At 42.4% G+C, this 25706-nt stretch carries 24 protein-coding genes; all 24 read left to right on the forward strand.

The features are described from left to right. The first annotated feature begins 47 nt into the window (after positions 1 to 47). Positions 48 to 683 carry a cytochrome c biogenesis heme-transporting ATPase CcmA gene (gene ccmA / locus OAG1_RS07840; protein ID WP_016401687.1) on the forward strand — a complete coding sequence of 212 codons (636 nt, stop codon included), beginning with the start codon at positions 48 to 50 and terminating at the stop codon, positions 681 to 683. Then, positions 683 to 1348, forward strand: a complete 666-nt coding sequence (ccmB, locus tag OAG1_RS07845; RefSeq protein WP_016401686.1) for a heme exporter protein CcmB — start codon at positions 683 to 685, stop codon at positions 1346 to 1348. Before ccmA ends, ccmB begins: the two co-directional genes overlap by 1 nt. A gap of 33 nt (positions 1349 to 1381) precedes the next feature. Next, the gene (locus OAG1_RS07850) at positions 1382 to 2134 is read left to right on the forward strand and encodes a heme ABC transporter permease (protein WP_016401685.1); all 753 of its coding nucleotides are present in this window, start codon (positions 1382 to 1384) and stop codon (positions 2132 to 2134) included. 4 nt (positions 2135 to 2138) lie between these two features. Further along, on the forward strand, positions 2139 to 2345 hold the full coding sequence (ccmD, locus tag OAG1_RS07855; RefSeq protein WP_016401684.1) for a heme exporter protein CcmD: 207 nt from the start codon (positions 2139 to 2141) through the stop codon (positions 2343 to 2345). After that, positions 2342 to 2836, forward strand: a complete 495-nt coding sequence (ccmE, locus tag OAG1_RS07860; protein ID WP_016401683.1) for a cytochrome c maturation protein CcmE — start codon at positions 2342 to 2344, stop codon at positions 2834 to 2836. The genes ccmD and ccmE overlap by 4 nt, the downstream gene beginning before the upstream one ends. 11 nt (positions 2837 to 2847) lie before the next feature. Continuing rightward, positions 2848 to 4857: a heme lyase CcmF/NrfE family subunit gene (locus tag OAG1_RS07865; RefSeq protein WP_338625473.1), complete on the forward strand. Its 2010-nt coding sequence runs from the start codon at positions 2848 to 2850 to the stop codon at positions 4855 to 4857. Next, positions 4858 to 5388, forward strand: a complete 531-nt coding sequence (locus tag OAG1_RS07870) for a DsbE family thiol:disulfide interchange protein (RefSeq protein ID WP_016401681.1) — start codon at positions 4858 to 4860, stop codon at positions 5386 to 5388. It abuts the gene before it with no gap. Between the two features lie 2 nt (positions 5389 to 5390). Continuing rightward, complete coding sequence (locus OAG1_RS07875; RefSeq protein WP_338625475.1) at positions 5391 to 5861, forward strand: cytochrome c-type biogenesis protein; 471 nt, start codon at positions 5391 to 5393, stop codon at positions 5859 to 5861. Continuing rightward, entirely contained in the window at positions 5861 to 7132 is a 1272-nt protein-coding gene (gene ccmI, locus OAG1_RS07880) for a c-type cytochrome biogenesis protein CcmI (protein ID WP_338625477.1), read from the forward strand. The genes OAG1_RS07875 and ccmI overlap by 1 nt, the downstream gene beginning before the upstream one ends. A gap of 161 nt (positions 7133 to 7293) precedes the next feature. Then, positions 7294 to 8067, forward strand: coding sequence for a VacJ family lipoprotein (locus OAG1_RS07885; RefSeq protein ID WP_338625479.1), 774 nt, complete (start codon positions 7294 to 7296; stop codon positions 8065 to 8067). A gap of 220 nt (positions 8068 to 8287) precedes the next feature. After that, a complete protein-coding gene (locus tag OAG1_RS07890) occupies positions 8288 to 9289 on the forward strand; it encodes a response regulator (RefSeq protein ID WP_338625481.1) in 1002 nt (333 codons plus the stop codon). Positions 9290 to 9323: 34 nt separating this feature from the next. Further along, entirely contained in the window at positions 9324 to 10193 is an 870-nt protein-coding gene (rfbA, locus tag OAG1_RS07895; RefSeq protein WP_338625483.1) for a glucose-1-phosphate thymidylyltransferase RfbA, read from the forward strand. Between the two features lie 21 nt (positions 10194 to 10214). Then, on the forward strand, positions 10215 to 11288 hold the full coding sequence (gene rfbB, locus OAG1_RS07900; RefSeq protein WP_338625485.1) for a dTDP-glucose 4,6-dehydratase: 1074 nt from the start codon (positions 10215 to 10217) through the stop codon (positions 11286 to 11288). Between the two features lie 249 nt (positions 11289 to 11537). After that, the gene (cysD, locus tag OAG1_RS07905; protein WP_016401676.1) at positions 11538 to 12443 is read left to right on the forward strand and encodes a sulfate adenylyltransferase subunit CysD; all 906 of its coding nucleotides are present in this window, start codon (positions 11538 to 11540) and stop codon (positions 12441 to 12443) included. 102 nt (positions 12444 to 12545) lie between these two features. After that, positions 12546 to 13967, forward strand: coding sequence for a sulfate adenylyltransferase subunit CysN (gene cysN, locus OAG1_RS07910; protein WP_338625488.1), 1422 nt, complete (start codon positions 12546 to 12548; stop codon positions 13965 to 13967). Beyond that, positions 13967 to 15694 carry an SLC13 family permease gene (locus tag OAG1_RS07915; RefSeq protein ID WP_338625490.1) on the forward strand — a complete coding sequence of 576 codons (1728 nt, stop codon included), beginning with the start codon at positions 13967 to 13969 and terminating at the stop codon, positions 15692 to 15694. Before cysN ends, OAG1_RS07915 begins: the two co-directional genes overlap by 1 nt. 32 nt (positions 15695 to 15726) lie before the next feature. Further along, the gene (gene cysC, locus OAG1_RS07920; protein WP_338625492.1) at positions 15727 to 16335 is read left to right on the forward strand and encodes an adenylyl-sulfate kinase; all 609 of its coding nucleotides are present in this window, start codon (positions 15727 to 15729) and stop codon (positions 16333 to 16335) included. Positions 16336 to 16349: 14 nt separating this feature from the next. Then, positions 16350 to 17309: a DHH family phosphoesterase gene (locus OAG1_RS07925; protein WP_338625494.1), complete on the forward strand. Its 960-nt coding sequence runs from the start codon at positions 16350 to 16352 to the stop codon at positions 17307 to 17309. Between the two features lie 262 nt (positions 17310 to 17571). Beyond that, the gene (locus tag OAG1_RS07930) at positions 17572 to 18081 is read left to right on the forward strand and encodes an outer membrane beta-barrel protein (protein WP_338625496.1); all 510 of its coding nucleotides are present in this window, start codon (positions 17572 to 17574) and stop codon (positions 18079 to 18081) included. Between the two features lie 198 nt (positions 18082 to 18279). Then, positions 18280 to 21084, forward strand: coding sequence for an SLBB domain-containing protein (locus OAG1_RS07935; RefSeq protein WP_338625499.1), 2805 nt, complete (start codon positions 18280 to 18282; stop codon positions 21082 to 21084). Positions 21085 to 21141: 57 nt separating this feature from the next. After that, the gene (locus OAG1_RS07940; RefSeq protein WP_338625501.1) at positions 21142 to 22113 is read left to right on the forward strand and encodes a Wzz/FepE/Etk N-terminal domain-containing protein; all 972 of its coding nucleotides are present in this window, start codon (positions 21142 to 21144) and stop codon (positions 22111 to 22113) included. A 39-nt stretch (positions 22114 to 22152) separates the two neighbouring features. Further along, complete coding sequence (wecA, locus tag OAG1_RS07945; protein ID WP_338625503.1) at positions 22153 to 23262, forward strand: UDP-N-acetylglucosamine--undecaprenyl-phosphate N-acetylglucosaminephosphotransferase; 1110 nt, start codon at positions 22153 to 22155, stop codon at positions 23260 to 23262. A 181-nt stretch (positions 23263 to 23443) separates the two neighbouring features. Continuing rightward, complete coding sequence (locus OAG1_RS07950; RefSeq protein WP_338625505.1) at positions 23444 to 25063, forward strand: aldolase catalytic domain-containing protein; 1620 nt, start codon at positions 23444 to 23446, stop codon at positions 25061 to 25063. Beyond that, a complete protein-coding gene (locus OAG1_RS07955) occupies positions 25047 to 25706 on the forward strand; it encodes an HAD family hydrolase (RefSeq protein WP_338625507.1) in 660 nt (219 codons plus the stop codon). The genes OAG1_RS07950 and OAG1_RS07955 overlap by 17 nt, the downstream gene beginning before the upstream one ends.

Genomic DNA, 25706 nt, shown 5'->3' on the forward strand with positions numbered 1-25706 from the left:
AGCTGTGTTAACATCCTAGCCTGTGTGTTGGGCAAGAAAATAGTTGAATGTTAAAGGTTAATGGACTGTGTTGTGTACGTGAAGAACGAGTATTGTTCGACGACTTGTCTTTCACATTATCACCGGGTGAAATTTTGCAAGTTGCCGGGCCAAATGGCGCCGGTAAAACCAGTTTATTGCGATTGATTTCCGGTTTGTCACGCCCCGAAAGCGGAGAGATTTTTTGGCAAGAAGAAGCCATTTCTCAGCAGGCTGAGCAATACCATCAACAGTGTCTTTATCTAGGCCATCATGCTGGGGTAAAGGCTGAACTAAGTGCAGTAGAAAACTTACGTTTTTATCTAGGATTGGCTGGCGAAAGCATGGAACAAGAACAGCTTTACGCTTTGTTAACCCGTGTAGGTTTAGCAGGATTAGAAGAAGAAGCTGTTGCTCATCTTTCAGCAGGTCAGCAGCGCCGAGTCGGGCTGGCTAGGTTGTGGCTGGTTGCGCGCAAATTGTGGATCCTTGATGAACCATTTACCGCGATAGATAAACAAGGCGTCGCGTATTTGGAACAAGTTATTTTGTCTCATGCTCAAAAAGGAGGAATGGTGTTGTTAACGACTCATCAAGAGTTAAATATTCCTACTTCCGATTATCGAATCTTAGAGATTAAACCGGCCTTTGAGGAAGCGCTTTAATGCATGCGTTTACTACTGTTGTTAAGCGCGAGCTTCTAGCCGCTTTTCGGCAAAAGTCAGATGTGCTTAACCCGCTGTGGTTTATTCTCATCGTTATTACCTTATTCCCCATCGCAGTAGGGCCGGAGCCCTTGTTATTGGCCAAAATAGCGCCGGGTATTTTGTGGGTGGCTGCGCTGTTATCTTCGTTATTGTCTTTGGAGCGTTTATTTCGAGATGATTTTGCAGATGGGTCTTTAGAGCAAATGCTGATGAGTGGCTCATCGCTAGCCTTGATAGCCTTGGCTAAAATCGTGGCTCATTGGCTGATAACAGGTGTGCCTATTTTATTGCTTTCGCCTCTTTTGGCAGTGTTACTGTCTTTAGAATGGCAAAGTTTCCAAGCTACCTTTTACACCTTAGTACTAGGGACCCCAGTATTGAGTTTAATTGGTTCTGTAGGGGTCGCCTTAACTGTTGGTTTACGCAAAGGGGGCGTTTTACTTAGCTTGTTAGTTTTGCCTTTGTATATTCCAGTGTTGATTTTTGCGACATCTGCGATTGAAGCTGCGTCATTAAGCTTGCCCTATGCCGGGCATTTAGCGATCATGGGCGCCATAAGCTTACTTGCTCTCACCTTGGCTCCTTTTGCCACGGCTGCAGCGCTAAGAGTAAGCATTAACTAGATTTAGAATAAGACCGAGAGAGTAAATACCATTATGTGGAAATGGTTACATCCATACGCAAAACCTGAGGCGAGTTACACCCTAGCAGGAAAATTTGTGCCTTGGTTTAGTATTTTTGCCATTGTGTGTTTTTCTGTAGGTTTAGTGTGGGGCCTTTTATTTGCACCTGCCGATTACCAACAAGGCGACAGTTTTAGAATTATCTATATTCATGTGCCTTCCGCAATTATGTCGATGGGCGCATACTCATCAATGGCCATAGCAGCTTTTATTGGTTTAGTTTGGCAAATTAAACAAGCTGATATGTATGTAGCAGCTGTAGCGCCAGTTGGCGCGGTATTTACTTTTGTTGCCTTGTTTACCGGTGCAGCTTGGGGCAAACCAATGTGGGGAGCCTGGTGGGTATGGGATGCGCGCCTTACTTCAGAGTTAATACTGCTGTTTTTATATTTGGGGGTTATTGCCCTGTATAACGCTTTTTCTGATAAAACCATGGCTGGTCGCGCTGCAGGCATTCTTAGCATTGTTGGTGTGATTAATTTACCTATTATTCATTACTCAGTAGAGTGGTGGAATACCCTGCATCAGGGCGCAACCATTACCAAGTTTGATAAACCCTCTATCGATTCTCGAATGCTATGGCCTTTACTGCTTAATATTCTAGCCTTTGGATTTTTCCTTGGCGCGGTGAGCTTGGTTCGCTTTAGAACTGAACTGTTGCGACGCGAGCAACGTAGACCATGGGTACAACAACTTATTCAACGCCATATTCAAGCAAAGGGGTAGCACGATGCAATTTGAATCAGTCGCAGATTTTTTTGCTATGGGTGGTTATGGTTTTTATGTGTGGCTTGCGTTTGGGGTAAGCGCTCTAGCCATGGTAGGTATAGTGATAGACAGTATTGTTAAACGAAATGCCATTTTTAAATCTGTTGCGCGCCAATCTGCGCGACAGCAACGAGTTGAAGCAGCAAAAGAGGTAACTGAACGCTTATGAACCCAAGACGTAAAAAACGCTTAACGATTGTTCTGGCAATTGTAATTGGTTTGGGGGCTTCTATCGGCTTATTGCTGTTTGCGTTACAACAGAATATCGATCTATTTTACACTCCCTCCGAGTTGGTAAATGGCAAAGGAAAAGACGAGATTAAACCCGAAGTAGGCCAACGTTTAAGAATTGGTGGCTTAGTATTACCAGGTACGGTAGAGCGCTCGCAAACTAGCTTGCAAGTTAGTTTTAAGCTGAGTGATGCTGGCGGTGGTATTGTAACCATTAACTATGAAGGCATTCTGCCAGACTTATTTAGAGAAGGACAAGGCATTGTGGCGCAAGGTGAATTAGCCAATGCAACAACCGTAAATGCTTTTGAAGTACTCGCTAAGCACGACGAAGAATACATGCCACAGGAAGTGGCTGAAGCACTAGAAGGTATGGAACACTTTAAACCAGAATATACAGAAGCCCAGCTTAAAGGCTCTGGACACTAGAGACGGTAACTATGATCCCGGAACTTGGACATTACGCATTAATTCTTTCTTGTGCGTTAGCTATTTTACAAAGTGTATACCCGCTATGGGGCGCGAGTAAAAATAGTGTTTCATTAATGAAACTTGCTCGGCCTTTAGCACTAGCGCAGTTTGCCTTCGTCACATTGTCTTTTGTGGTCTTGAGCTACTCATTTGCTATAAATGATTTCTCGGTAGCTTATGTGGCTAACAACTCCAACAGCCAGTTACCGGTTTACTACCGTTTATCAGCTGTTTGGGGAGCGCACGAAGGTTCATTATTGCTGTGGGCGATGATTTTGTCGGGGTGGGGCGCTGCAGTAGCAATGTTCAGTCGCGGCTTACCGCTCGACGCCGTTGCGCGGGTAGTGGCGGTAATGGGGATGATATGTGTAGGTTTTTACCTGTTTATCTTGCTTACTTCAAATCCCTTCGACAGAACTTTGCCATTTTTCCCGGTTGATGGACAAGATTTGAATCCTTTACTGCAAGATGTAGGATTGATTTTCCACCCTCCTCTTTTATACATGGGTTATGTTGGTTTTTCGGTGGCTTTTGCTTTTGCTATCGCTGCTCTAATGGCCGGACGTTTAGATTCCACTTGGGCTCGATGGTCTCGCCCTTGGACAATGGCGGCTTGGATTTTCCTTACTTTAGGTATCTCACTAGGAAGTTGGTGGGCCTACTACGAATTAGGCTGGGGCGGTTGGTGGTTCTGGGATCCAGTAGAAAATGCTTCATTTATGCCGTGGTTAGTGGGTACTGCGCTGCTGCATTCGTTAGCGGTAACCGAAAAGCGAGGGGTGTTTAAATCCTGGACGGTGTTGCTGGCTATATCGGCATTTTCTCTTAGTTTATTAGGAACCTTTTTAGTTCGCTCCGGCGTATTGGTCTCGGTGCATGCCTTCGCTAGCGATCCTGCTCGTGGTTTGTTTATTCTAGGCTTCTTGTTGGTGGTGATTGGTGGCTCCTTATTGCTGTTTGCTATTCGTGGCTCACAGGTGAAAAGTCGCGGAACCTATAGTTTATTTTCTCGCGAGACCTTCTTGTTAATCAACAACATCTTACTAGTGGCCGCCTTAGTGGTGGTATTGTTGGGTACTTTATTGCCGCTTATCCACAAAGAAATTGGCCTAGGCAGTATCTCAATTGGTGAGGCCTTCTTTAACCGAATGTTTAGCTGGATGATTGTGCCTTTTGCTATTGCTTTGGGTATTGGTCCTTTGCTGCGGTGGAAGCGCCAAGATATTCGCCCCCTTAAAGGTTGGCTGCTGGCTTTAGCTGCATTTAGTTTATTGGTGCCTGCTGCATTATTGGTAATGCTAGCGCCGAAGTTCTACGCCTTGGCATACATGGCACTTGCCTTATCGTTTTGGGTGATTAGCTGTACAGCCCTAGAGGTATATTTGCGTGCTACTCATCGCCACACTTTCACCAAAGGTTTGAAAGTACTCAGTCGTTCTCATTGGGCAATGGTACTTGGCCATTTAGGTCTTGCGGTAACGGTAATTGGCGTGGCTTTAACCAGCCATTACAGTATTGAACGTGACTTGCGTTTAGAGCCTGGTGATTCGGTTACCTTTGCTGCATACTCTTTCCACTTCAAACAGGTTGAGCCTTTAGTTGGTCCAAACTATGAAGGCCATGTTGGGGTGATAGACGTATATAAAGATGAGCACTTAGCAACAACCTTACGCGCAGAAAAACGCTTCTATCGGGTACAACGAAACATGATGACAGAAGCTGCTATTGATGCAGGCTTATGGCGTGACTTATACGCAGCAATGGGTGAACAGCTTCCCGGTGGAGCGTGGGCAGTGCGCCTATATTACAAACCCTTCATTCGTTGGATTTGGCTCGGCTCAATTATTATGGCAATTGGCGGTATATTTGCCATGTCGGATAAACGCTATCGTTTCAAAGTTAAGCAAGAGCAGTTAAGTGGCAAGCCACCTGTAAAAGGTGCAAGTAGTAAAAGCACTGATTTGGCAGAGGAAGCTTAAATGAATAAACGTATTTTTTATTTTTTACTGCCTCTTATCGCCTTCTTGTTTATGGCAGTGTTTTTATATCGCGGATTGTACAGTGACGCTACCGAGCTTGAGTCTGTATTAATAGGCAAGCCGGTTCCCCAATTCACTTTGCAAGATATTTATCAGCAAGATAAGCAACACGATGCTGCGATATTTAAGGGTGAACCCTTGTTGCTAAATGTTTGGGCTACCTGGTGTCCTACCTGTCGCGCAGAACATACCTTTCTGAACTCCTTGGCTGAACAAGGCGTTAAGATTGTTGGCTTAAATTACAAAGACGATCGAATTAAAGCGATAAAGTGGTTGGAGCAACTCGGTAACCCCTATCAAGTGAATTTGTACGATGGCAAGGGCCTGTTGGCATTAGACCTTGGTGTGTATGGTGCTCCAGAAACCTATTTTATCGATAGCCAAGGCGTAATTCGTTATCGCCATGTGGGTGATGTAAACGCGCGTAATTGGCAAGCAGAGCTTGCGCCAATATTTGCTGGTTTGGATTAATCATGATGAAAACTTTTCAAAGCTTTTTAGCGGTGCTGTTACTTAGCCTTCCTATATTGGCAAACGCTGCGATTTCAGCTCACGAGTTTGATAACCCAGAACAGGAAGAGCTGTTTCGAGAGTTAACACGTGAGTTACGTTGCCCTAAATGTCAAAACAATAACATCTCAGATTCTAACGCTGGGCTTGCTCAAGACTTACGCGAGAAAACCTACCAAATGGTGAAGTCGGGCAGTGATAAACAAGAAGTATTGGATTATATGGTAGCGCGCTATGGAAACTTTGTGCGCTACGACCCACCACTTACTCCGGCGGTGCTTACCCTTTGGATAGCACCGGTACTAATTATATTGATTGGCGGGTTTACTGTGTGGCGACTAGCCCGAAGAAGAAAAGACGCAAAACCTGCGCTAGATTTGGCCGAACAAGAACGCCTTGAGCAGCTAATTAAACAAACGGAGCAAGAAAAATAATGACAGTATTTTGGTTGGCTGCTGCCGTTTTAACCCTGATGGCTGTGGCGGTTGTTGTATTGCCTTTGTGGCGACAACGAGACAGTCGCTCGGTGACTCAAACAGAACTAAATAAAACTCTCTACAAAGATAGATTAATTGAAATTGAACAAGAGAATGCGCAAGGCTTAGCGGAAGATAGCTCAGTGTTAGTGAGCGAACTTCAGCATAACTTGTTGGATGATATTCCCGAAGAAACAAATGCCAAACGCAGTGCCATTTCCCCTTGGGTTGCGCTTCCCGGTGTGGTTTTTGTGGTGACTATTTCCATTGGAATGTATATCAAACTAGGCAGTGCTGAAAAGGTTCAAGACTGGCAAGCGATTGTGCAAAAAATGCCAGAGCTGAGTAACAAGGTGCTACTTGGTCAAGGTGGTGAGGTAAGCGAACAAGACTTAAATGACTTCGCTTTAGGCTTGCGTACCAAGTTACATAATGACCCCAGTGATACACGCGGCTGGTTTTTATTAGCTAAAGTTGGCCAAGCCCTAAATCGTTTAGACATTATGACCGATGCCGCAGAGCAGGCGTATATGCGCGATTCAAAAAGTGCCAATATTATAGCTGTTTATGCGCAATCTTTGTTCTACAGTGGTGAACCCAGTGAACAAGCGCGCGCTGAGCGACTATTAGTATTAGCCCTACAGCAAGACTCTAGTCAATTAGAGCTTTGGTCCTTGTATGCTTTTATGGCACTCGAGCAACAGCAGTTTCAGTTGGCTATTGATCGCTGGCAGAGAATGCTAAGTTTGGTTGATGCTGATTCTGAGCGTTATCAAATGCTGCAACAAAGTATTGAATTTGCCGAAGCGCAAATAGCTCAACAGCAAGCGCCAGCTGCGGAACAAACCCCGGCTGTTGAGCAAGCGGTGGTTGAAAACAATCCAGCAAGTGGTCCTAGCTACAGCATCACTGTAGATGTGAAAGAAGGGTTGGAAGTGCCAGGCTCAAGCTTCTTGTTTGTATTCGCTAAGTCTGTGAATGGCCCGCCAATGCCTTTAGCGGCCAAAAAAGTAGCGCATCCGCGTTTTCCTGTAACGGTAAATTTGTCGGACAGCGATAGCATGATGGAAGGTCTTAAGCTTTCTCAGCAAGGCGATTTTTATATTACCGCTCGTCTATCTTACGATAACAATGTGCAAACCATTGAAGGTGATTGGGAAGGGCAATCTTCTGCTATCTCTCAGGGTGAAGAACAAGCAATAAGTTTGCTTATCGATACCCCCCTATAATTATGTATTAATATTGTAAGTGTTAATAGTTTTTACTATTCAGCTCTTAACATAGATGCCATAATAAAAAGAGGTTGCTTAGCAACCTTTTTTTATTTGTATTCGCAAATTATTTGGTGAGTTGATTTGCGATAGGTATTTGACCAAGGAAGGGGGTCTGAGTGCGTAAAGTAGTTACAGCTTTTTTGATGTTTGCTGTTATGTTGTCTACTGCATCTACCACAATGGCTAATGAAGTAGAGGCTTTTGATGAGCCTTATCAAGACTTCTCCGATCCTTTCGAGAGCTTCAATCGAAGCATGTGGAACTTCAACTATAATTATTTGGATAAGCCTCTTTATCGTCCTGTAACACATGTATACGCCGAGTACTTACCTTTTGGTATTCGCGAAGCCATGAATAACGTTATTCGTAATTTGGAAGAGCCTGCTAGTTTTGCTAACCACCTCCTGCAAGGTAAGGTAGAACGTGCTTCTAATAATCTAGTTCGATTTCTGTTTAACTCCAGCTTTGGTATTTTTGGCATTTTCGACCTAATGGGGCGCTCCGGTGTACAACGAGACATTGAAGAGTTCGGCGATGTGATGGGATTCTACGGGGTGCCAGAAGGGCCTTATGTGATGTTGCCTGTACTTGGGCCAACCACAGTACGTAAAGAAGTCGGCGACTGGGTAGACGCATTTGCATCGCCATTAACCAACTTAACGTTTGCCGAGCAAGTGATTAAGTGGGGCCTAGATGGCCTGTATAAGCGTGCGTCAGTTATTGAGCAAGAACCTCTATTGGATAACTCGCTAGACAGCTATACCTTTGTTAAAGATGCTTACTTACAGTATCGCTTATATCGCTTCTACAACGGTAAGCCGCCAACATCCTCAAAACAAGATATCGATTCAGCTTTAGAAGATTATTTAGACGAGTTAGAAGATTATTAATTAAGCTGAACTATGCTTGTAAGTAGCATCGTTCAGCGCACCTAACGGCTTCTGCTGCTAGTGTTAGCGCTGCCAACCCGGATTTGGTTTTTTGCATACCTTTGTGTGGTATAAATTTTATACACGCTTGCTGGCGTTGCTGTTACTTTGCTTATATTATCAACACATTAGACCACTTAAATGCTATTAACGTATTAATTAATAAGGATATTTGGAGAGAGTGCTGGAGCGCGACGATAACCCTTTATACGGGATCTCAATTTTAGTTGTAGAAGATGAAGTGGTGTTTCGTCAGCAGTTGCTCGCGTTTCTAACTCAAAAAGGCGCAATGGTTGGGGCTGTAGGAGATGGACAAGAAGCCCTTAATGCTATCAATCAACAACATTACGATATTATTTTAATGGACCTCATCATGCCGCGCATGAATGGGGTGGAACTGCTGCAACGCTTAGACAACTTCCCCGGCAGTGTTGTGGTTATTTCCGGTAAAAGCACCATGGCCGATTTGCGTAAGGTATTGCAGCTCGGTGCTAGTGACTTTTTAGTTAAACCGCTTACCGACTTTAATGAGTTAACTGACACCATTCTTGCTAATCTTTCAATGGCTAACGAGCACAGCCTGCAAATGGAATTTGCTGAGTTCGATGAACATAAAGCCCACTTTAAAGCCAATGATGCTCAAGCGAGCATGGTATTGAATGAAATCCTTCCAGAGAACACCCAAGAAATCATCGGGTTCTTTTGTCATTATCGACTGAAAGGGCAAACATTGTTTCCCATTATTAAACAAATTGACGAGCATCATGTAGGTTTTTTGGTGGTTGATATTTGCTTATTAGGTGATGAAGGAGTGGTTGCCGCGGTCATTATAAATGGCTTTTTCCAAGATATGTGGAATCGCTTTTTGGTTAATGACCCTACAGCGCTTCAACCCAGCGAAGCCCTTAGTACGCTTAACCGTATTATTAAAGCGGCCGATCTACGGGCACCAGTTGCCTGCTTGTATGGTGTGATAGAGCACGATCAAGTATTGTTTGCCAATGCGGGGTTGTTAGATGCACCAACTCCTTTTGATGCGGCTCATCCCGGAATGCCTTTAGGTCTCAACGCCGATGCACATTACTTAGAAAGCATCGGAAAACTCTCCGACATAGGCTTTAGCTTGCGCTTTAAAAACTTGGCCGACGATCGTATTAACTTAAAACTGTTTCCGGTAAGCTAAAATTAATGCTTTATGATTTTTGTTAGAGGTTGTTTTGCGACGTAAAGGAATAGTTTTGGCTGGAGGGTCCGGGACTCGTTTATACCCGATTACGCAAGTGATTAGTAAGCAGTTAATGCCTGTTTATGACAAACCTATGATCTATTACCCAATAGCTACATTAATGCTAGCTGGAATTACAGACATCCTAATTATCTCTACTCCCGACGATCTCCCTCGTTTCAAAAAGCTTTTAGGTAATGGAACTCAGTGGGGACTAAGATTTGAATATGCTGAGCAAAATACGCCCGATGGTATTGCTCAAGCACTATTGATTGCTGAGACCTTTCTTGATAACTGTGCCGCATGTTTAGTGTTGGGGGATAACTTGTTTTACGGACAGGGCTTGCCTTTAGCTTTAAGTTCTGCGGCCAAACAATGTACCGGAGCATGTGTGTTTGGTTACCATGTCACCGATGCTGAGCGCTATGGAGTTGTGGAATTTGATAAAGATGGAAAGGTGTTGTCTATTGAGGAAAAGCCAGAAGTACCTAAGTCTAGCTTTGCAGTTACGGGCTGTTATTTTTTTGACAATCAAGTCGTTGACTTAGCTAAACAACTTAAACCTTCTAAGCGCGGTGAACTAGAAATTACAGATCTTATAAACTTATATTTGGACAAAGGTTTATTGCAAGTTCAGCTGCTTGGTCGTGGTAGTGCTTGGTTAGACACGGGGACTCATGATTCACTGCTAGAAGCCGCTCAGTTTATTGCTGTTTTGGAAAAACGACAAGGTTTGAAAGTGTGTTGTCCAGAAGAGATTGCATACCGGCTGGGTTTAATTAACGTACAACAGCTAAAAGCCTTAGCAGCACCAATGCTAAATAATGCTTATGGCAAGTACCTAAATGCACTTGTGTCATAAGTTTTGATAGTGAAAAGAGATATGAGTAAACGAATATTGGTAACCGGTGGTGCCGGGTTCATTGGTGCCAATTTTGTACGCTATTGGTTACAGCATCACCCCAATGATCAACTTGTTGTTTTGGATGCTCTGACTTACGCAGGAAATAAAGCAAGTCTTTCTGATGTAGAGACCCACGATAATTTTAAATTTGTGCAGGGAGATATTTGTAATACCAACTTGGTGCAGAGTTTGTTAGTTGAAGAAGAGCTTAATACCATTGTACATTTTGCTGCAGAGTCTCATGTTGACCGCTCAATTACTGAACCTGATGCATTTATTGAAACCAATATTATCGGAACCTATAGTTTACTTAAAGCGGCTAAAGCAGTATGGATTGACCACCCAATTGCCCAAGGTATACCGCCGTTACCACATCGCTTTCATCACGTTAGTACAGATGAAGTATACGGATCTCTTGAGCCCAATGCCCCAGCTTTCGCAGAAGATGCTCAATACGCCCCCAACTCACCTTACTCTGCAAGCAAGGCCGCTAGCGATCACTTAGTCCGAGCATATCACCATACCTACGGTTTGGAAGTAACAACCTCTAATTGTTCAAATAACTACGGTCCGTTTCATTTCCCAGAAAAACTTATCCCATTAGTTATCACTAATGTACTAAGTAACAAAGCGTTACCTATTTATGGTGATGGTATGCAAGTTCGAGATTGGCTCTTTGTAGAAGACCATGCTCGAGGTATCGAGTTGGTCCTAGATAAGGGGCGTATAGGGGAAAACTATAATATCGGCGGCAATAATGAATGGGCCAACATCGAAATCGTAAAGTTGGTTTGTCGATTATTAAACCAACGTTTCAGAAAATCATCTAGATTGGCGATGCAGTATCCTTTGGCTAAAGCTGCTATTGCAGGTAATGCTGAATCGTTAATAAGTTTTGTTGAAGATAGAGTCGGGCATGATCGCAGATATGCTATTGACGCCAGAAAAACTCAACAAGAATTGGGTTATGAGCCAGCAGTATCTTTTGAACAAGGCATTGAGCTTACCATTGATTGGTATCTAAAGGCTCAAGATTGGTTAAAAGCACTCTAGAAAGAGTAGGTTTAATTTCGTAACAATGTGCTTTCTTAATGTCTATACAGGTTATTTAAAATAGAAACGAAGAGTTCAGCTCCAGTTGCATTCTCTCTATACTTATAGACTTATATCTTCTTAGAACCTCAGATTATTAAAAGTAGCATAATGTTATAGCGCGGTTACTAGTAGTAGTCAGCTTTATCAGTTAGTCTGAGCTTGTTTTATATTCTATAACGATATAACGAATTAAGAGCTGAAGACTAAATGGAAAATTATAACTTAACTCATCTTAAAGCATTAGAAGCCGAGAGTATCCATATCATCCGTGAAGTAGCGGCTGAATTCGACAACCCGGTAATGCTGTACTCTGTGGGTAAAGACTCCGCGGTAATGCTTCATTTAGCGCGTAAAGCTTTCTACCCCGGAAAAATTCCTTTCCCATTACTGCACGTAGATACCGACTGGAAATTTAAAGAAATGATCCAGTTCCGCGACCGCATGGCAGAAAAATACGATTTCGAATTGCTAGTGCATAAGAATCCTGAAGGTCTTGAAATGGGTATTGGTCCTTTCACTCACGGCAGTGCAGTGCACACTGATGTAATGAAAACTCAAGGCTTAAAGCAAGCATTAAACAAATATCAATTTGATGCTGCCTTTGGTGGCGCGCGTCGTGATGAAGAGAAATCACGAGCTAAAGAGCGAGTTTATTCATTCCGTGATAAAAACCACCGTTGGGATCCAAAATCACAACGTCCTGAACTTTGGAATACTTATAACTCTAAAGTAAACAAAGGCGAAAGCATTCGAGTATTCCCGCTATCTAACTGGACCGAATTAGATATTTGGCAGTATATCTATCTAGAAAACATAGAAATTGTTCCTCTTTACTTGTCTCAAGAGCGCCCAGTCGTTGAGCGTGACGGCACTTTAATCATGGTAGATGATGAGCGTATGCCAGTTGAAGAAGGGGAAATTCAACACAAAATGGTACGTTTTCGTACTTTAGGCTGTTACCCACTTACCGGAGCCGTAGAGTCGGAAGCTACAACTTTACCTGAAGTTATTCAAGAAATGCTGTTGACTAAAACCTCTGAACGACAAGGTCGCGTGATTGACCATGATAGTGCTGGGTCAATGGAGAAGAAGAAAATGGAAGGTTATTTCTAAAGGAAATAGCAGGCTTCTAAACAGTATTTACCCGCTCAAGTTATTGGGTGGGAACAGAACAAGAATTTTGACGCTGGCGAAAGCTAGGAAAGCGAGGATACCATGTCTCATCAATCAACATTGATTGCTTCAGATATCGAAGAGTACTTACAACAACATGAACAGAAACAGCTACTACGTTTACTAACCTGTGGTAGCGTTGATGATGGTAAAAGCACCTTAATTGGTCGCTTACTGCATGATTCAAAAATGATTTTTGAAGATCAGTTAGCAACCATCAAAAATGATTCAAAACGTTTTAACACCACAGATGGTGAGTTTGACTTAGCGCTATTGGTTGACGGTTTACAGTCGGAACGTGAGCAAGGGATTACCATTGATGTTGCTTACCGTTATTTCTCTACAGAAAAGCGTAAGTTTATTATTGCCGACACGCCAGGGCATGAACAATACACCCGTAACATGGCAACTGGCGCGTCGAACTGTGATTTAGCTATTGTAATGATTGATGCCCGCTATGGCGTGCAAGTACAAACTCGCCGTCACAGCTTTATTGTATCAACACTGGGCATTAAGCAAGTAATTGTTGCTATTAATAAAATGGACTTGGTTGAGTTTTCAGAAGCTCGCTTTGAAGAGATCAAAGCAGAGTATCAAAAGTTTGCTGAGAATTTGAATATCGATAGCATCAAGTTCGTACCAATTTCTGCCTTAAATGGTGACAACGTGGTAGAGCGCAGTGAACAAAGCGCTTGGTATCACGGTGAAACCTTGATGGGTATGTTGGAAAGTGCGCCAATTAGTGCCGGACAAAACTTTGATGACTTCCGCTTCCCTGTTCAATACGTTAATCGTCCAAATCTAGACTTCCGTGGGTTCTGCGGCACGATCAGCTCTGGCGTTGTGCGCAAAGGCGATGAAGTAACGTCGTTACCTTCAGGCAAAACCTCGAAAGTGAAAAGCATTGTCACTTTTGATGGTGAAATTGATGAAGCTTACGCGCCTATGGCGGTAACTCTTACTTTAGAAGATGAAATTGATGCAAGTCGCGGAAACATGCTGGTACATAGCAACAATAAACCTTGGGTAGCTAGCAGCGCAGAAGCGACCATTGTTTGGATGGCCGAAGAGCCAATGATTGCTAACAAACAATACGATTTTAAACTAGCGTCTAAAACTACTTCAGGCTCTATCGCTAAGATCGAGCACCAAATAGATGTGAATACTTTAGAAGAGCAAGAAGCTGTTCGCCTAGGCTTAAACGAGATTGGTTCTTGCCAAGTTCAATTTAGCCAGCAAGTTGCTTTTGATGCCTATAACAAAGCCAAAGGTACTGGTTCATTTATTATTATTGATCGTATTTCTAATGTAACTGTAGGTGCCGGTATTATTACCGCAAAGGGGAGTTTAGAAGAAGCCGGGCAGCAGCAAGAGTTCTCTGCATTTGAATTAGAACTTAATGCGCTAGTTCGTAAACACTTCCCGCATTGGGATGCTAAAGACTTAAGCGAATTACTTAAGTAATGAGCATTCAGGCCATATTGGTGCTAGTGATTTTCATTGGCACCATTGCGTCTTTAATTCGTTATCAGCAGTATCCTGCCAAAATCTTTGGCGGGGTAATGCTACTGCTGTTCGTGCTTGATTTAGTCAGTAGCGATCAGCTGTTAGCTAGTGTATCGAATCAAGGTTTAATGACCTTGGTTCTTTTAATGTTATGCTCGATAGCCTTGGAAAAAACACGATTATTGCGAGTGCTGGCGGCCTCCATCATTAAACCATCGCTTCGTTCTACTTGGCTTCGATTATATTCCACCACGGTGTTGTCTTCTGCTGCCTTAAATAATACAGCGGTAGTTGCCACCTTATTGGCGCCAATTCGTAATAATCCGTATCACAGTGCTAGCCGCTTATTGTTGCCCTTATCTTACGCGGCTATTTTGGGCGGGACGCTTACCTTAATTGGCACCTCTACCAACCTTATCGTAAACAGCTTGTTGCTTGAGAGCACTGGTGAAAGTTTAGGCTTTTTTGATTTTACTTTAATAGGCTTGGTTGCCGTGGTGGCTTGTGGTTTTACTTTGGCGTTTTTTTCACGCTATTTACCCGATCACAAGCGTGAAGAAAATCATTATCATCGCTACTTTATTGACGCCAAAATTCAAGCGGATTCAGCCTTAATTGGTAAGAGTGTTGAAGAAAACGGGCTGCGCCACTTGGAGTCTCTGTTCCTTGTGGAAATTGTTCGAGATGGAAAACTGATTAGCCCTGTAGCGCCTACCGAAGTGATGCAACAAGCCGACCGGCTTATTTTTAGCGGCGACGTTACAAAAGTTATGCAACTTAATCAGTTCTCCGGGCTGCAAACCTTTGCAGATTCAAATGGCTTATTGGGCTCTAATCTTACCGAAGTAGTTATTCGCCCAGAAAGCATGTTGGTGGGGAAAAGCTTAAAAGGCGCCGGATTTCGTGCCCGCTTCGATGCAGCGGTTGTAGCCATTAAGCGAGATGGCGAAAGAGTATCAGGAAAGCTAGGCGAAATAACCCTGCAGGCCGGAGATTTTTTAGTGTTGGCTGTCGGCGCCGATTTTAAGTCGCGAACTAACCTAAGCAAAAACTTTATCGTGGTAAGTGGGGTAGAGCCCGATACTCGTCTAAATGGTGCTTCAGAACTTATTGCAATTGGTGGCTTTGTTCTAGCCGTGGGTGCAGCAGCGATTGGCTTGGTTAGTCTATTTAAAGCGATGGTTGTTTTGTTAGGTGGTTTAATCTTTTTCAGGTGCTTAACTCCCAGTGAATTAGTACGCCGTTTTCCCAAAGAAATTTGGTTAATAGTAGCCTCAGCTTTGGCATTGTCACAGGCTATGCACAATGCAGGTTTAGTTGAGTTGCTTGAGGGTTTGTTCAACGGCGGCTTAAGTGGCCAATGGTTTATGCTGAGTTTAGTGGCAGTGTACCTACTAACTTGGATATTTACCGAGTTGGTTACCAATAATGCTGCGGCAGCCTTAATGTTTCCTTTAGCTTATGGCTTGGCTAACGCATTAGGAGCTAATCCGATGACCTTTGTAATGACGGTAGCTTTTGCAGCGAGTGCTAGCTTTGTAAGCCCCTATGGATATCAAACTAATTTAATGGTGTATAACGCCGGTCGATATAGTTTACGAGACTTTGTTAAATTAGGTTTACCGGTAGCCTTGGTTTATGGCTTAGTGGTTTTAATATTGGTACCAATAGTTTTTCCTTTATAGTGATTTTATTTAGATAGCAGAGTAGGCGAGTTATGGATAAAAAGAGCGAGAATGTTGTTTGGCATAATCATAGTGTTAATCGAGAATTACGCACTATGAAAAAAGGCCACAAACCCTGCGTACTTTGGTTTACTGGTTTAAGTGGCTCGGGCAAGTCTACTATTGCTAACGCAGTTGATTACTTACTGTATCAACGTGGTGTTCATACTTATGTTCTGGATGGTGACAATGTTCGCCATGGGCTAAACGGTGATTTAGGTTTTTCAGACACTGACCGAGTAGAAAACATTCGCCGTATTGGTGAAGTAGCCAAGCTGTTTGTAGATGCTGGTTTAGTGGTCTCTACCGCTTTTATTTCCCCCTTTAAAGCGGATCGTTCTTTAGTTCGCAATCAACTTAGTGATGGCGAATTTTTTGAAGTGTTTATTGATACACCCTTAGAAGTGTGTGAGCAGCGTGATCCAAAAGGCTTGTACAAAAAGGCACGCAGCGGCGAGATTAAAAACTTTACCGGTATTAGCTCAGCTTATGAAGCGCCGGAAAAAGCGGATGTACACGTGGAAACCGATGGTAAGTCGGTTGAGCAATGTGCAGAGTTTGTGGTTAATGCGCTAATTGATGCGGGTATTGTTAAGGCGTAGCGACGAGGTTTAGTTTGCGACACATAGATATTTTCAACGGTGATGCCGATGGCATTATTTCTCTGATTCAGCTTCGTTTAAACGAGCCCCGAAACAGTATTTTGCTTACAGGTGTTAAGCGTGAAAATCAGTTGATGAATGATTTTGAGTTTAGGTCCAATGATCAAGTCACCGTGCTCGATATTTCTATGGAAAAAAACCAAGAAGGATTAGTGCAAGCCTTAGATGTTGGCGCCAATGTGCATTATGTTGACCATCATCGCCCCGGTGACATACCAACACACCCAAATCTGCTAGTCGATATTAATACCGATGCGGATGTTTGTACTGCACTATTGGTAGACGAAAAGCTAAAGGGAAAATACCACCATTGGGCAATTGCTGCTGCATATGGTGACAATCTAATCGCGAAAGCTGATGTGTTGTGTCAGCAAGCTCAATTAAGCGAATTGCAAAGCGAGCAATTGAAAGAGCTAGGTACTTTAGTTAATTACAACGGCTATGGTGCTGCGCTAGCCGATCTTCATTATGAGCCTGCTACGCTATTTAAACAGTTGCTTGAATATACTTCCCCATTTGAAGCTATTGCCGATAGCCAATCTGCCTATCATCAGCTAAAAAATGCTTATCAAGAAGACATGAATCTTGCCAACAGCGTAAAAGCTCACTACCAAAGCTCTATTGTAAAAGTAACTATCTTACCTAACGCGGCTTGGGCGAGACGGATAAGCGGCGTTTTTGGTAATCAACAAGCAAACCAACATCCCTCACTGGCGCATTTGGTTTTAACCGAAATTGATAGTCAAACAGCAGTAGTTAGCTTGCGCGCTCCTCTAGATAAAAAACATGGAGCAGGGAGCATTTGTAGTAATTATAAATCAGGTGGAGGGCGAGAAGCTGCCGCTGGAATTAATAATTTTGACAATGAGCTACTAAAGCAGCTTATTGGCGACATAGAAAGGTATTATTCTTAGCTAAATTAGTTTTTCTGTTGGTTATTTAAGCAGTTATTGGTTTTTACATTTGTGCTGTGTCAAAAATAGGTAAAATATCCATCTTTTCCAGAAAGGCCTTTCAGTGATCTAGGCTGCTGTTTTTAAACCAATTAATAGTATTTAAACCACTGTAAAGCGCTTGAATATCAAACTGTTGGACTACTGATGGTATTTATCCATAAAATTGCTGTGTTATACTTTTCCCCCATTATTGTATAGTGCAGGGAATCGCTCCGTGGTAGTGTCGAAACGCTTAAAAATTTGTTTCTGTTTTCTTATATTTCTATTAACTTCCGCCGCCTCCCATGCCAATACCTACGCAGGGGCTATTTTTTCTTATACTTCTACTGAATATAACTCTGATGGTGCCTCAAGCAGTGAAGGCAAACCATGGGTATTACAGGCCCAAGTGGGACACTTCTTTAATGACTATCTAGCTCTGGAAGGAAGGTATGGCGTCTCTATTGGCCGTTCTGGGGGGATATCTATTGATAGCTTGGGCTCATTATTAGTTAAAGGTAATCTACCTATCACTGAGCAAACTGCAATGTATGCATTGTTAGGTGGCTCAATAGCAAAATTAGATCAACAAAATGTAGCGAGTAGTTCAGAAAGTGGAACGAGTTTCGGATTGGGGGCTCACTACGCGTTTAGCCGAAATAGTGCAGTAACTATAGAGTATTTAAGTAGCTTAAATTCAAGCAAAGCGAAAATTGGTGGGATCAACTTAGCATTTCAATATCGATTTTGATTTTTAGTAAGGTTATTGCGTTGAGATTAAATAGAGCGACGTATAGATTTTAATCAAATGGATGACTTTGTGGAATTACTCGGGTGTTAATTTCAATTGTAAGTTTACGTAAAGAAGTGAATTGAAGTATTATCGAGCACGTTATTAATTGTGTTATTTCTGGCTAAGTTTGTTGATTGTGAAAGAGAAGATTAAAGAATGAAATTTGGACTTAGAAGTCTTATTGTAGTTTGGTTGTTAGGGTTATCTCAGTTTTCTATAGCAATGAACCTTAGCCCTGATCAAGTTCAAATGCTCAAGAGCCTACCAGCTGATCAACAAGCAGCGTTAGCCAGACAATACGGTGTTGATATATCACAGCTTTCTCATTCTTCGGTGACTCAACCTCAATCACCGCAAAACATTACCCCTCAGTTACCGCAAAAGCGCGACTTACAAGCTGAGCAACAAGCGCTTGCTGACAAAAATAGTGCTGGCGAAACCGCAGAACTGCAACGTTTTGGCCTAGATGTTTTTGCTACGCAACCAACGACGTTTGCCCCACTTAATAACATCCCCGTTACTGATAACTATCGCTTAGGGCCTGGTGATACATTAAATGTGCAACTATTCGGTAAAGAAAATAGTAGCTTTGAATTTAGAGTAAATCGCCACGGAAGTATTAGTTTTCCTGAACTCGGCCCCGTAAATGTCTCTGGTTTAACATTTAACGAAGTTAGAGAGCTGATTACGCAACAGATTAATGAAAAGAAAATCGGTGTTCGTAGCAATGTCACTATGGGAGAGTTGCGCACTGTTGAAGTGTTTGTGTTGGGTGATGCTTACCAACCCGGTAAATATTTGGTGAGCTCTCTTTCTACTATAACTCACGCGCTATATGCGAGTGGCGGTATTAATCAACAAGGTAGCCTGCGAGATATTCGCTTATTGCGTGATGGCCAATTGGTGAGTAAATTCGACTTATACGATCTGCTGATAAAAGGTGATACCAGTAACGACCTCCAGTTACGTAGCGGCGATGTGATTTTTGTTGGCCCTCTCGGTGATACTGTAAGCGTGGAAGGTGAAGTTGTTCGTCCTGCTATTTACGAAATTAGTGGCAAAGAAACGGTAAAAGGGCTGATTTCATTAGCTGGCGGTTATACAACTAAAGCATTTAAAACGTCGGCTAGATTTGAGCGTATCACCAGTGAAGGTTTAATTGATCTATTGACCCTTGATTTAAACGACAGCTCAGATCTCAAAAGGAATCTTCAAAACGGTGATTTTTTAACTATCGAACAAGTCGATAAAAGAACACCAAACTATGTATCGCTTAAAGGTAACGTAGCACGAGACGGCCGCTACCAGTGGCGGAAAGGTCTGCGCATTTCTGACCTGCTTCCTAGTGTACAAAGAAGTTTAAATACGAGCAGCGACCTCAATTACAGCTTGGTTGTGCGCAAAGATAAAGATCGTTCAATAACGATTTTACAAGTGGATCTAGAGAAAGCAATCAACCAAAAGCACTCAGCAGACAACATTCTTCTAAAGCCAGAAGACGAAATTCTAGTTTTTACTAAATATAACTTAGAACTGTTCAGTGAAGCTTTTCAAATTGGTGCTAAAGAGAAAGACCTGTTAAGTGCTGATGCAGCAAGTCTTAATGCTAAGATGGAAACCGCCGAGCAGTTGGCTAACCAAACTGTTGGTGAGCAACCCCAACAAAATGCTCAACTTAGTCAATACAGTCAGCAAACTCAAACCGCCACTTTACCAAACAGACCTGCGGGTACTTTTAATCAAAATGAAGCAAGCTTAGCTGGGAATCAGGGAAGCACCTCAGGAAGAATTGAAGATTCTAAAACTGAAACTGATATAGAGCGAATAGCGCGTATTACCAATATGTCGGTTAACGAAGTAGAGAAAGTGCTTAAATCGACTCGTGAAAAGCTATTGGCTCCGATACTGATAATGTTACAGGAACAATCGAGCATAAATCGTGAGTTAAAGGTTGTTGAGATTTTTGGTGAAGTGAAGTTTCCTGGCATTTACCCAATAACTAATAAAAACACGGTAAAGGATTTAATTGATGCTGCGGGTGGCTTGAAAAATGGTGCCTATGCACTTCACAGCGAATTAACAAGAACTATTGTGCAAGATGCTGATGCCGATGTTACTTTGCTACGTCTTGATCTTAATGATGTAATCGCTCGAGTCCCTGAACAAAATCTAGTTTTACAAGCTCGCGATAGGCTAAATGTATTGGCAGTGCCTAATTTGCGTAAGCAACGCACGGTAAGTTTACAAGGCGAAGTTCGTTTTCCTGGTACGTATGTAATAAAACGAGGGGAGACACTTGGAGATGTGATAGCTCGGGCCGGAGGATTGACTGAGTATGCTCATCAAGATGGTGCAGTGTTCACTCGCGAAGCTTTACGGTTGCGTGAACAAAGTCAAATAGATGCTTACGCAGAAAGTATTCGCCAGGAGGTCGCCAAAAAGAGCCTTCGCCAAACTGGTCCAGGTAGTTTTACGTCATCTTCTAGCCCAACAGAACAGTTAGCGCTTATTCAAGAAATGAGCGGAACTAAAGCACTTGGCAGAATGGTGGTGGACTTACCATCTATTCTACTCGGCGACAGCGCCAAAGACTTCATGTTAGAAGATGAAGACATGCTTTATGTGCCTCAGTATAGAAACACCGTTACAATTATGGGCGAAGTTCAAATTTCAACTTCTTACCTATTGGATGAAGCATATAGCTTTAAAGACTATATTAACTTTGCAGGTGGTGCTAAAAAACAAGCTGATGAAGATAGGATCTTTGTAGTGAGAGCTAACGGCTCAGTTTATAAACCAGAGTCTGGATTTTGGTTTAAGAATAATAAACAACCTTTGCAGCCTGGCGATACCATTGTTGTGCCTATTGACACCGATTACCGTGATGCATTGAGTACTTGGACAGCGGCTACGCAAATCTTGTATCAAATTGGTGTGGCATACAATGCTATTCAGAAATAACAGACTTATCTGAAACTTTGTTTATCCAGTATTAAATTAACAGAATATTAGAGATTTATGACTCAGCAAGTACAGCAACATCAAGCACACTCACCTGCTTATTTTGAGCAAGCAGCAGAAGATGAAATTGATATTCGTGAACTGTTCGCAGTTATTTGGCGCGGTAAATGGCTAATTGTTGCTTGTACTCTTGTATTTGCTATTGGCGCTGTAATATTCGCCATAAACCAGCCTAACATCTACCGTGCCAATGCTTTATTAGCAGCTTCTGACCAAGAAAGTAATAAGCTTAGTGGCATGGCTTCACAGTTTGGTAGCTTAGCCTCTTTTGCTGGAATTAACATTGGTGGTAGAACGGGTACTGATCAAACTACTCTAGCTATCGAGGTTTTAAAGTCTCGACAATTCTTTAAAGATTTTTTGGATAAGTACCAAATTAAAAACGACTTAATGGCTGCAAAAGGGTGGAATCCAGTTAGTGGTGAGTTGAGTTATGATCCTGAGGTCTATGATGCGCAAACAAATAATTGGACACGTGAAGTTAAGGCACCTAACCCTGTTGAGCCCTCTATGCAAGAAAGTCATGGGGTATTTATAAGAGAGGTGTTAAGCATAACAACAGACAAAGAAACAGGCCTGATCACGATTGCAGCAGAGCATATTTCTCCAGTCGTAGCTCAACAATGGGTTAGTTGGTTGATTAAAGACATTAACCAAGTAATGCAACAACGAGCTCAGCATGAAACTAAAGCCAATATTATCTACTTAAAAGAACAGCTGGATAAAACTTCGGTAGCGCAAATGCAAACGGTGTTTTATCAGCTGATTGAAGAACAAACTAAAACCCTTATGCTCGCTGAAGCTAATGATGACTTTGTGTTTAAAGTGGTTGATCCAGCGGTAATCGCAGAGAAAAAAGTAAAACCTAAACGTGCACTCATTTGTGTATTAGGTACCTTGTTAGGCGGTATGCTGGGTGTAATGCTGGCGCTGGTTCGTCACTTTGCTAAGGGAAATGTTGATGCCTAGTTGTTGTCTTATTCGTTTTAAGAGTCTTGGTGAGTCGTTATGAGCACCTTTATATTGTCCTTGTTAGTTGCTTTTTTAGGCACATACACTGCGATTAAAGTACTAAAACCCATTGCGATAAAGCATGAATTGGTCGATAAACCAAATGAGCGAAAGTTGCACGTAGGTGCAATTCCACTTATAGGTGGGATTGCAGTTTATGTAGGCTTTGTAATGTCTCTTCTGGTTATTGCTCAAGGTTATGACATTTCGTTCAAGTATTTTTTGTTAGCATCTGGCGGCATTTTGCTTGTAGGAATGCTAGATGATAAATATGACTTAAGCGTTCGTTTGCGTATGTTTTGCCAAATAGTCGCCGCTAGTGTGATGATGTTTGCAAGCGGCGACCGCATAGAAAACCTAGGCAACTTATTAGTAATGGGCGATATTCACCTAGGCTGGGCTGCTGTACCCTTTACATATTTGGCTATAATGGGTGCTATTAACGCCTATAATATGGTAGACGGCATTGATGGTTTAGTGGGCGGTGTAACCTTTACCAGCATGTTGTCTCTGTCTTTGCTTTTTATACTGGAAGGTTTTGTGCTGGAATCTTGGATCGCACTTTGCCTTGTAGTTGCGCTAATTCCCTATCTTATATTTAACCTTACTAGAGCGGATAATCCCAAACGAAGTAAAATTTTCATGGGTGACGCAGGCTCTATGTTTGTTGGTTTAAGTGTGGTGTGGCTTTTAGCCATTGGTTCACAAGGCGAAAGCCCTGCGTTTAAGCCTGTTACCGCCTTATGGGTTATTGCTATCCCGCTTATGGACATGGCTGGAGTAATGATTCGGCGTAAACGTAAAGGGCAATCTCCCTTTAAGCCAGACAGAGATCATTTACACCACATTTTTATGCGCGCAGGGTTTACCTCTCGACAAACACTTATTTGCATTACCTTAATTAGCTTTAGCATCTCTATGGTAGGTGTTTTTCTAAATTGCTTTAATGCTCCCGATTGGTTTTCTTTTGCTTTGTTTTTGGTGGTGTTCGCAGGTTACTTAATGGCTCTAAAGCATGTGTGGCGTTTGTTAATTGCTTTTCGACGAGTAAAAGCCTTTAGACGAATGCGACGGGTTAACAAATTAAAACTGTCCAAAACTAAGTAATAAAGAGTTTGGAAAAAGACTATGCAATAATTAAATCAACCTGTTGGGGCTGGTTAGCAATAGTAACGTAAACATGAGATTGCAATGAATTAGTGAAAATCAGGTATCTGAAATTAAAAGTGTCTCAGCATTATGAAAAAGGCTGTGACGTAATATTAAAAATTATAAAAAGAGAAGCACCATGGACTTTTCAATTTTAGACTGTACACTTCGTGACGGTGGTTATTACAACAATTGGGACTTTGACGCAGAAGTCGTAAACCAATATCTGAACAGCGTAGCAAGCGCGAACATTGACTACGTTGAGCTGGGCTTGCGTAATTTCGCTAAGTTGGGGTTTCTAGGCGCATTCGCTTACACTACCGAGGATTTCATCAATACCTTGACTTTGCCTGAAGGCCCAACTTATGGCGTGATGGTTGATGCTAAGACTATCCTTGAATCTGGTATGCGAATCGAAGAAGCAATTGATGCGCTATTCGTGCCAGCGGCTAACAGTAAAGTTGGCTTAGTACGTGTCGCAGCACACTTCAATGAAGTGGAGTTCTCAGCACCTATAGTTGCTCACCTAAAAACACTGGGTTACATCGTTGGCTTCAACCTTATGCAAGCTGGTGGTAAACCCGACGATGTGATTGCAGATAAAGCACGCCAAGCAGTCACTTGGGAAGGTTTAGATGTCCTTTATTTTGCTGATTCACTGGGCAATATGGATAGCCAAGAAGTTCAGCGTATCGTAACAGCGCTTCGTACTCACTGGACTGGCCCCATGGGTATCCACACTCACAACAATATGGGCAAAGGTTTAGACAACACACTCTCAGCAATGGAGGGGGGGGTTTCTTGGCTAGATACGACAATAACAGGTATGGGGCGCGGAGCAGGTAACACGCAAACAGAAAGCTTGCTGGCTTACCTTGATAAAGATGATTCAAAATACCGACCAAAACCAATCTATGAATTGGTTATTCGTTACTTTGAGGCGATGCAAAAAGAATACGGTTGGGGAAGCAACTTGTTGTACTTCTTGGGAGCTCAAAATGATGTACATCCAACTTACATTCAGAATCTGTTATCTAGTACGCATTACGGTACTGACGAAATCATTGGTGCGATTGACTACCTTAGCAAGTTAGAGGGCACCACATCGTACAACGGTGCAGTACTTGATACTGCGCTGAGCTTCTCCGACAGCAAAGCTGAAGTAACTGGAAGCCAAGATGCACAAGGTCTCTTTGATGGCAAAAATGTCCTCATCATTGCAAATGCACCAAATACAGAGAAATATGCATCAGCAATTGAGATGTACATTAAGAACACTCAACCGGTTGTTATCTCAATCAATGCATCTGCGCATATTGCTCCTGAGCTAGTTGATTACTACGCAATTTCTCACAACTCAAAGTTCTTATCAGAGTCAAAGCTCTATAAAGGGTTAGATAAACCAATCATCCTTCCAAAGTGCCGCTTTACGGCTTCTGAGTTGTCAGAGCTTGAAGGGGTGAACTTAATTGATTACGGACTCGAAGTTGTAAAAGAGACGTTTGCAACTCAAGGCACTTACACGATTACACCCTATGACATCACAACGGCCTACGTTCTTGGTGCTTTATTAGAATCAAACGTAACTGCAATTTTAGTGGTTGGTTTTGATGGTTATGCTCAAGATGACGTTCGTCAGCAAGAGATGGTAGACATATTGAACCTTTATCACGCTCATGAGAAAAGCCTAGAAATTACCTCTTTGACTCCAACAAGCTACCCGATTGCTAAAGGCTCTGTTTATGCCCCAGCTAAGTGATTACGAGGTATACATTTTTGATTGTGATGGGGTCATTTTAGATTCCAACCAATTGAAAATCAAAGCTATGAAAAATGCGCTAGAGGCGCATTTTTCAGCTCAAGATCTCATTGTGGAGTGTGTCAATTATTTTCGCCATAACTTCGGTAAGTCTCGCTTTCACCATGTTGCCCATTTTTTAGATTGCATCCTTACTATAGAAGATGACAAAAGAAGTGAGCTAGAGCAGCTGATTTTGGTAGACTTTTCCAAACAGTGCCGTACCTTATATTTAACTGCAAAGCTAACCCCTAGCTTTATGATGTTTCTTGAGCAGTGCAAAGGCAAACGATATGTCGCGAGTGGCTCTGAGCAAAGTGAGCTAAGAGATGTACTTGTTCAGCGAGGGTTAGATGTTCACTTTGATGGTGTGTTTGGCTCACCTACACCAAAAGCTGAGCTTATCCAGCGTATTCTTGAGCAAGAACAAAGCACAAATGCAGTCATGTTTGGCGATGCGGAGTCTGATATGTTATCCGCTCAACAGAATCACATCGACTTTGTATTTTACGCGCCTTATTCCAATGTAAAAGAGAAGATGATTGAACGGTGTCAATTGCAGCAGCACTTGATTATCGATGACTTTTCAACTGTGAGATTCTAA

The organism is Agarivorans sp. OAG1 (genome assembly GCF_037076485.1).
Classification (GTDB): Bacteria; Pseudomonadota; Gammaproteobacteria; order Enterobacterales; family Celerinatantimonadaceae; genus Agarivorans; species Agarivorans albus.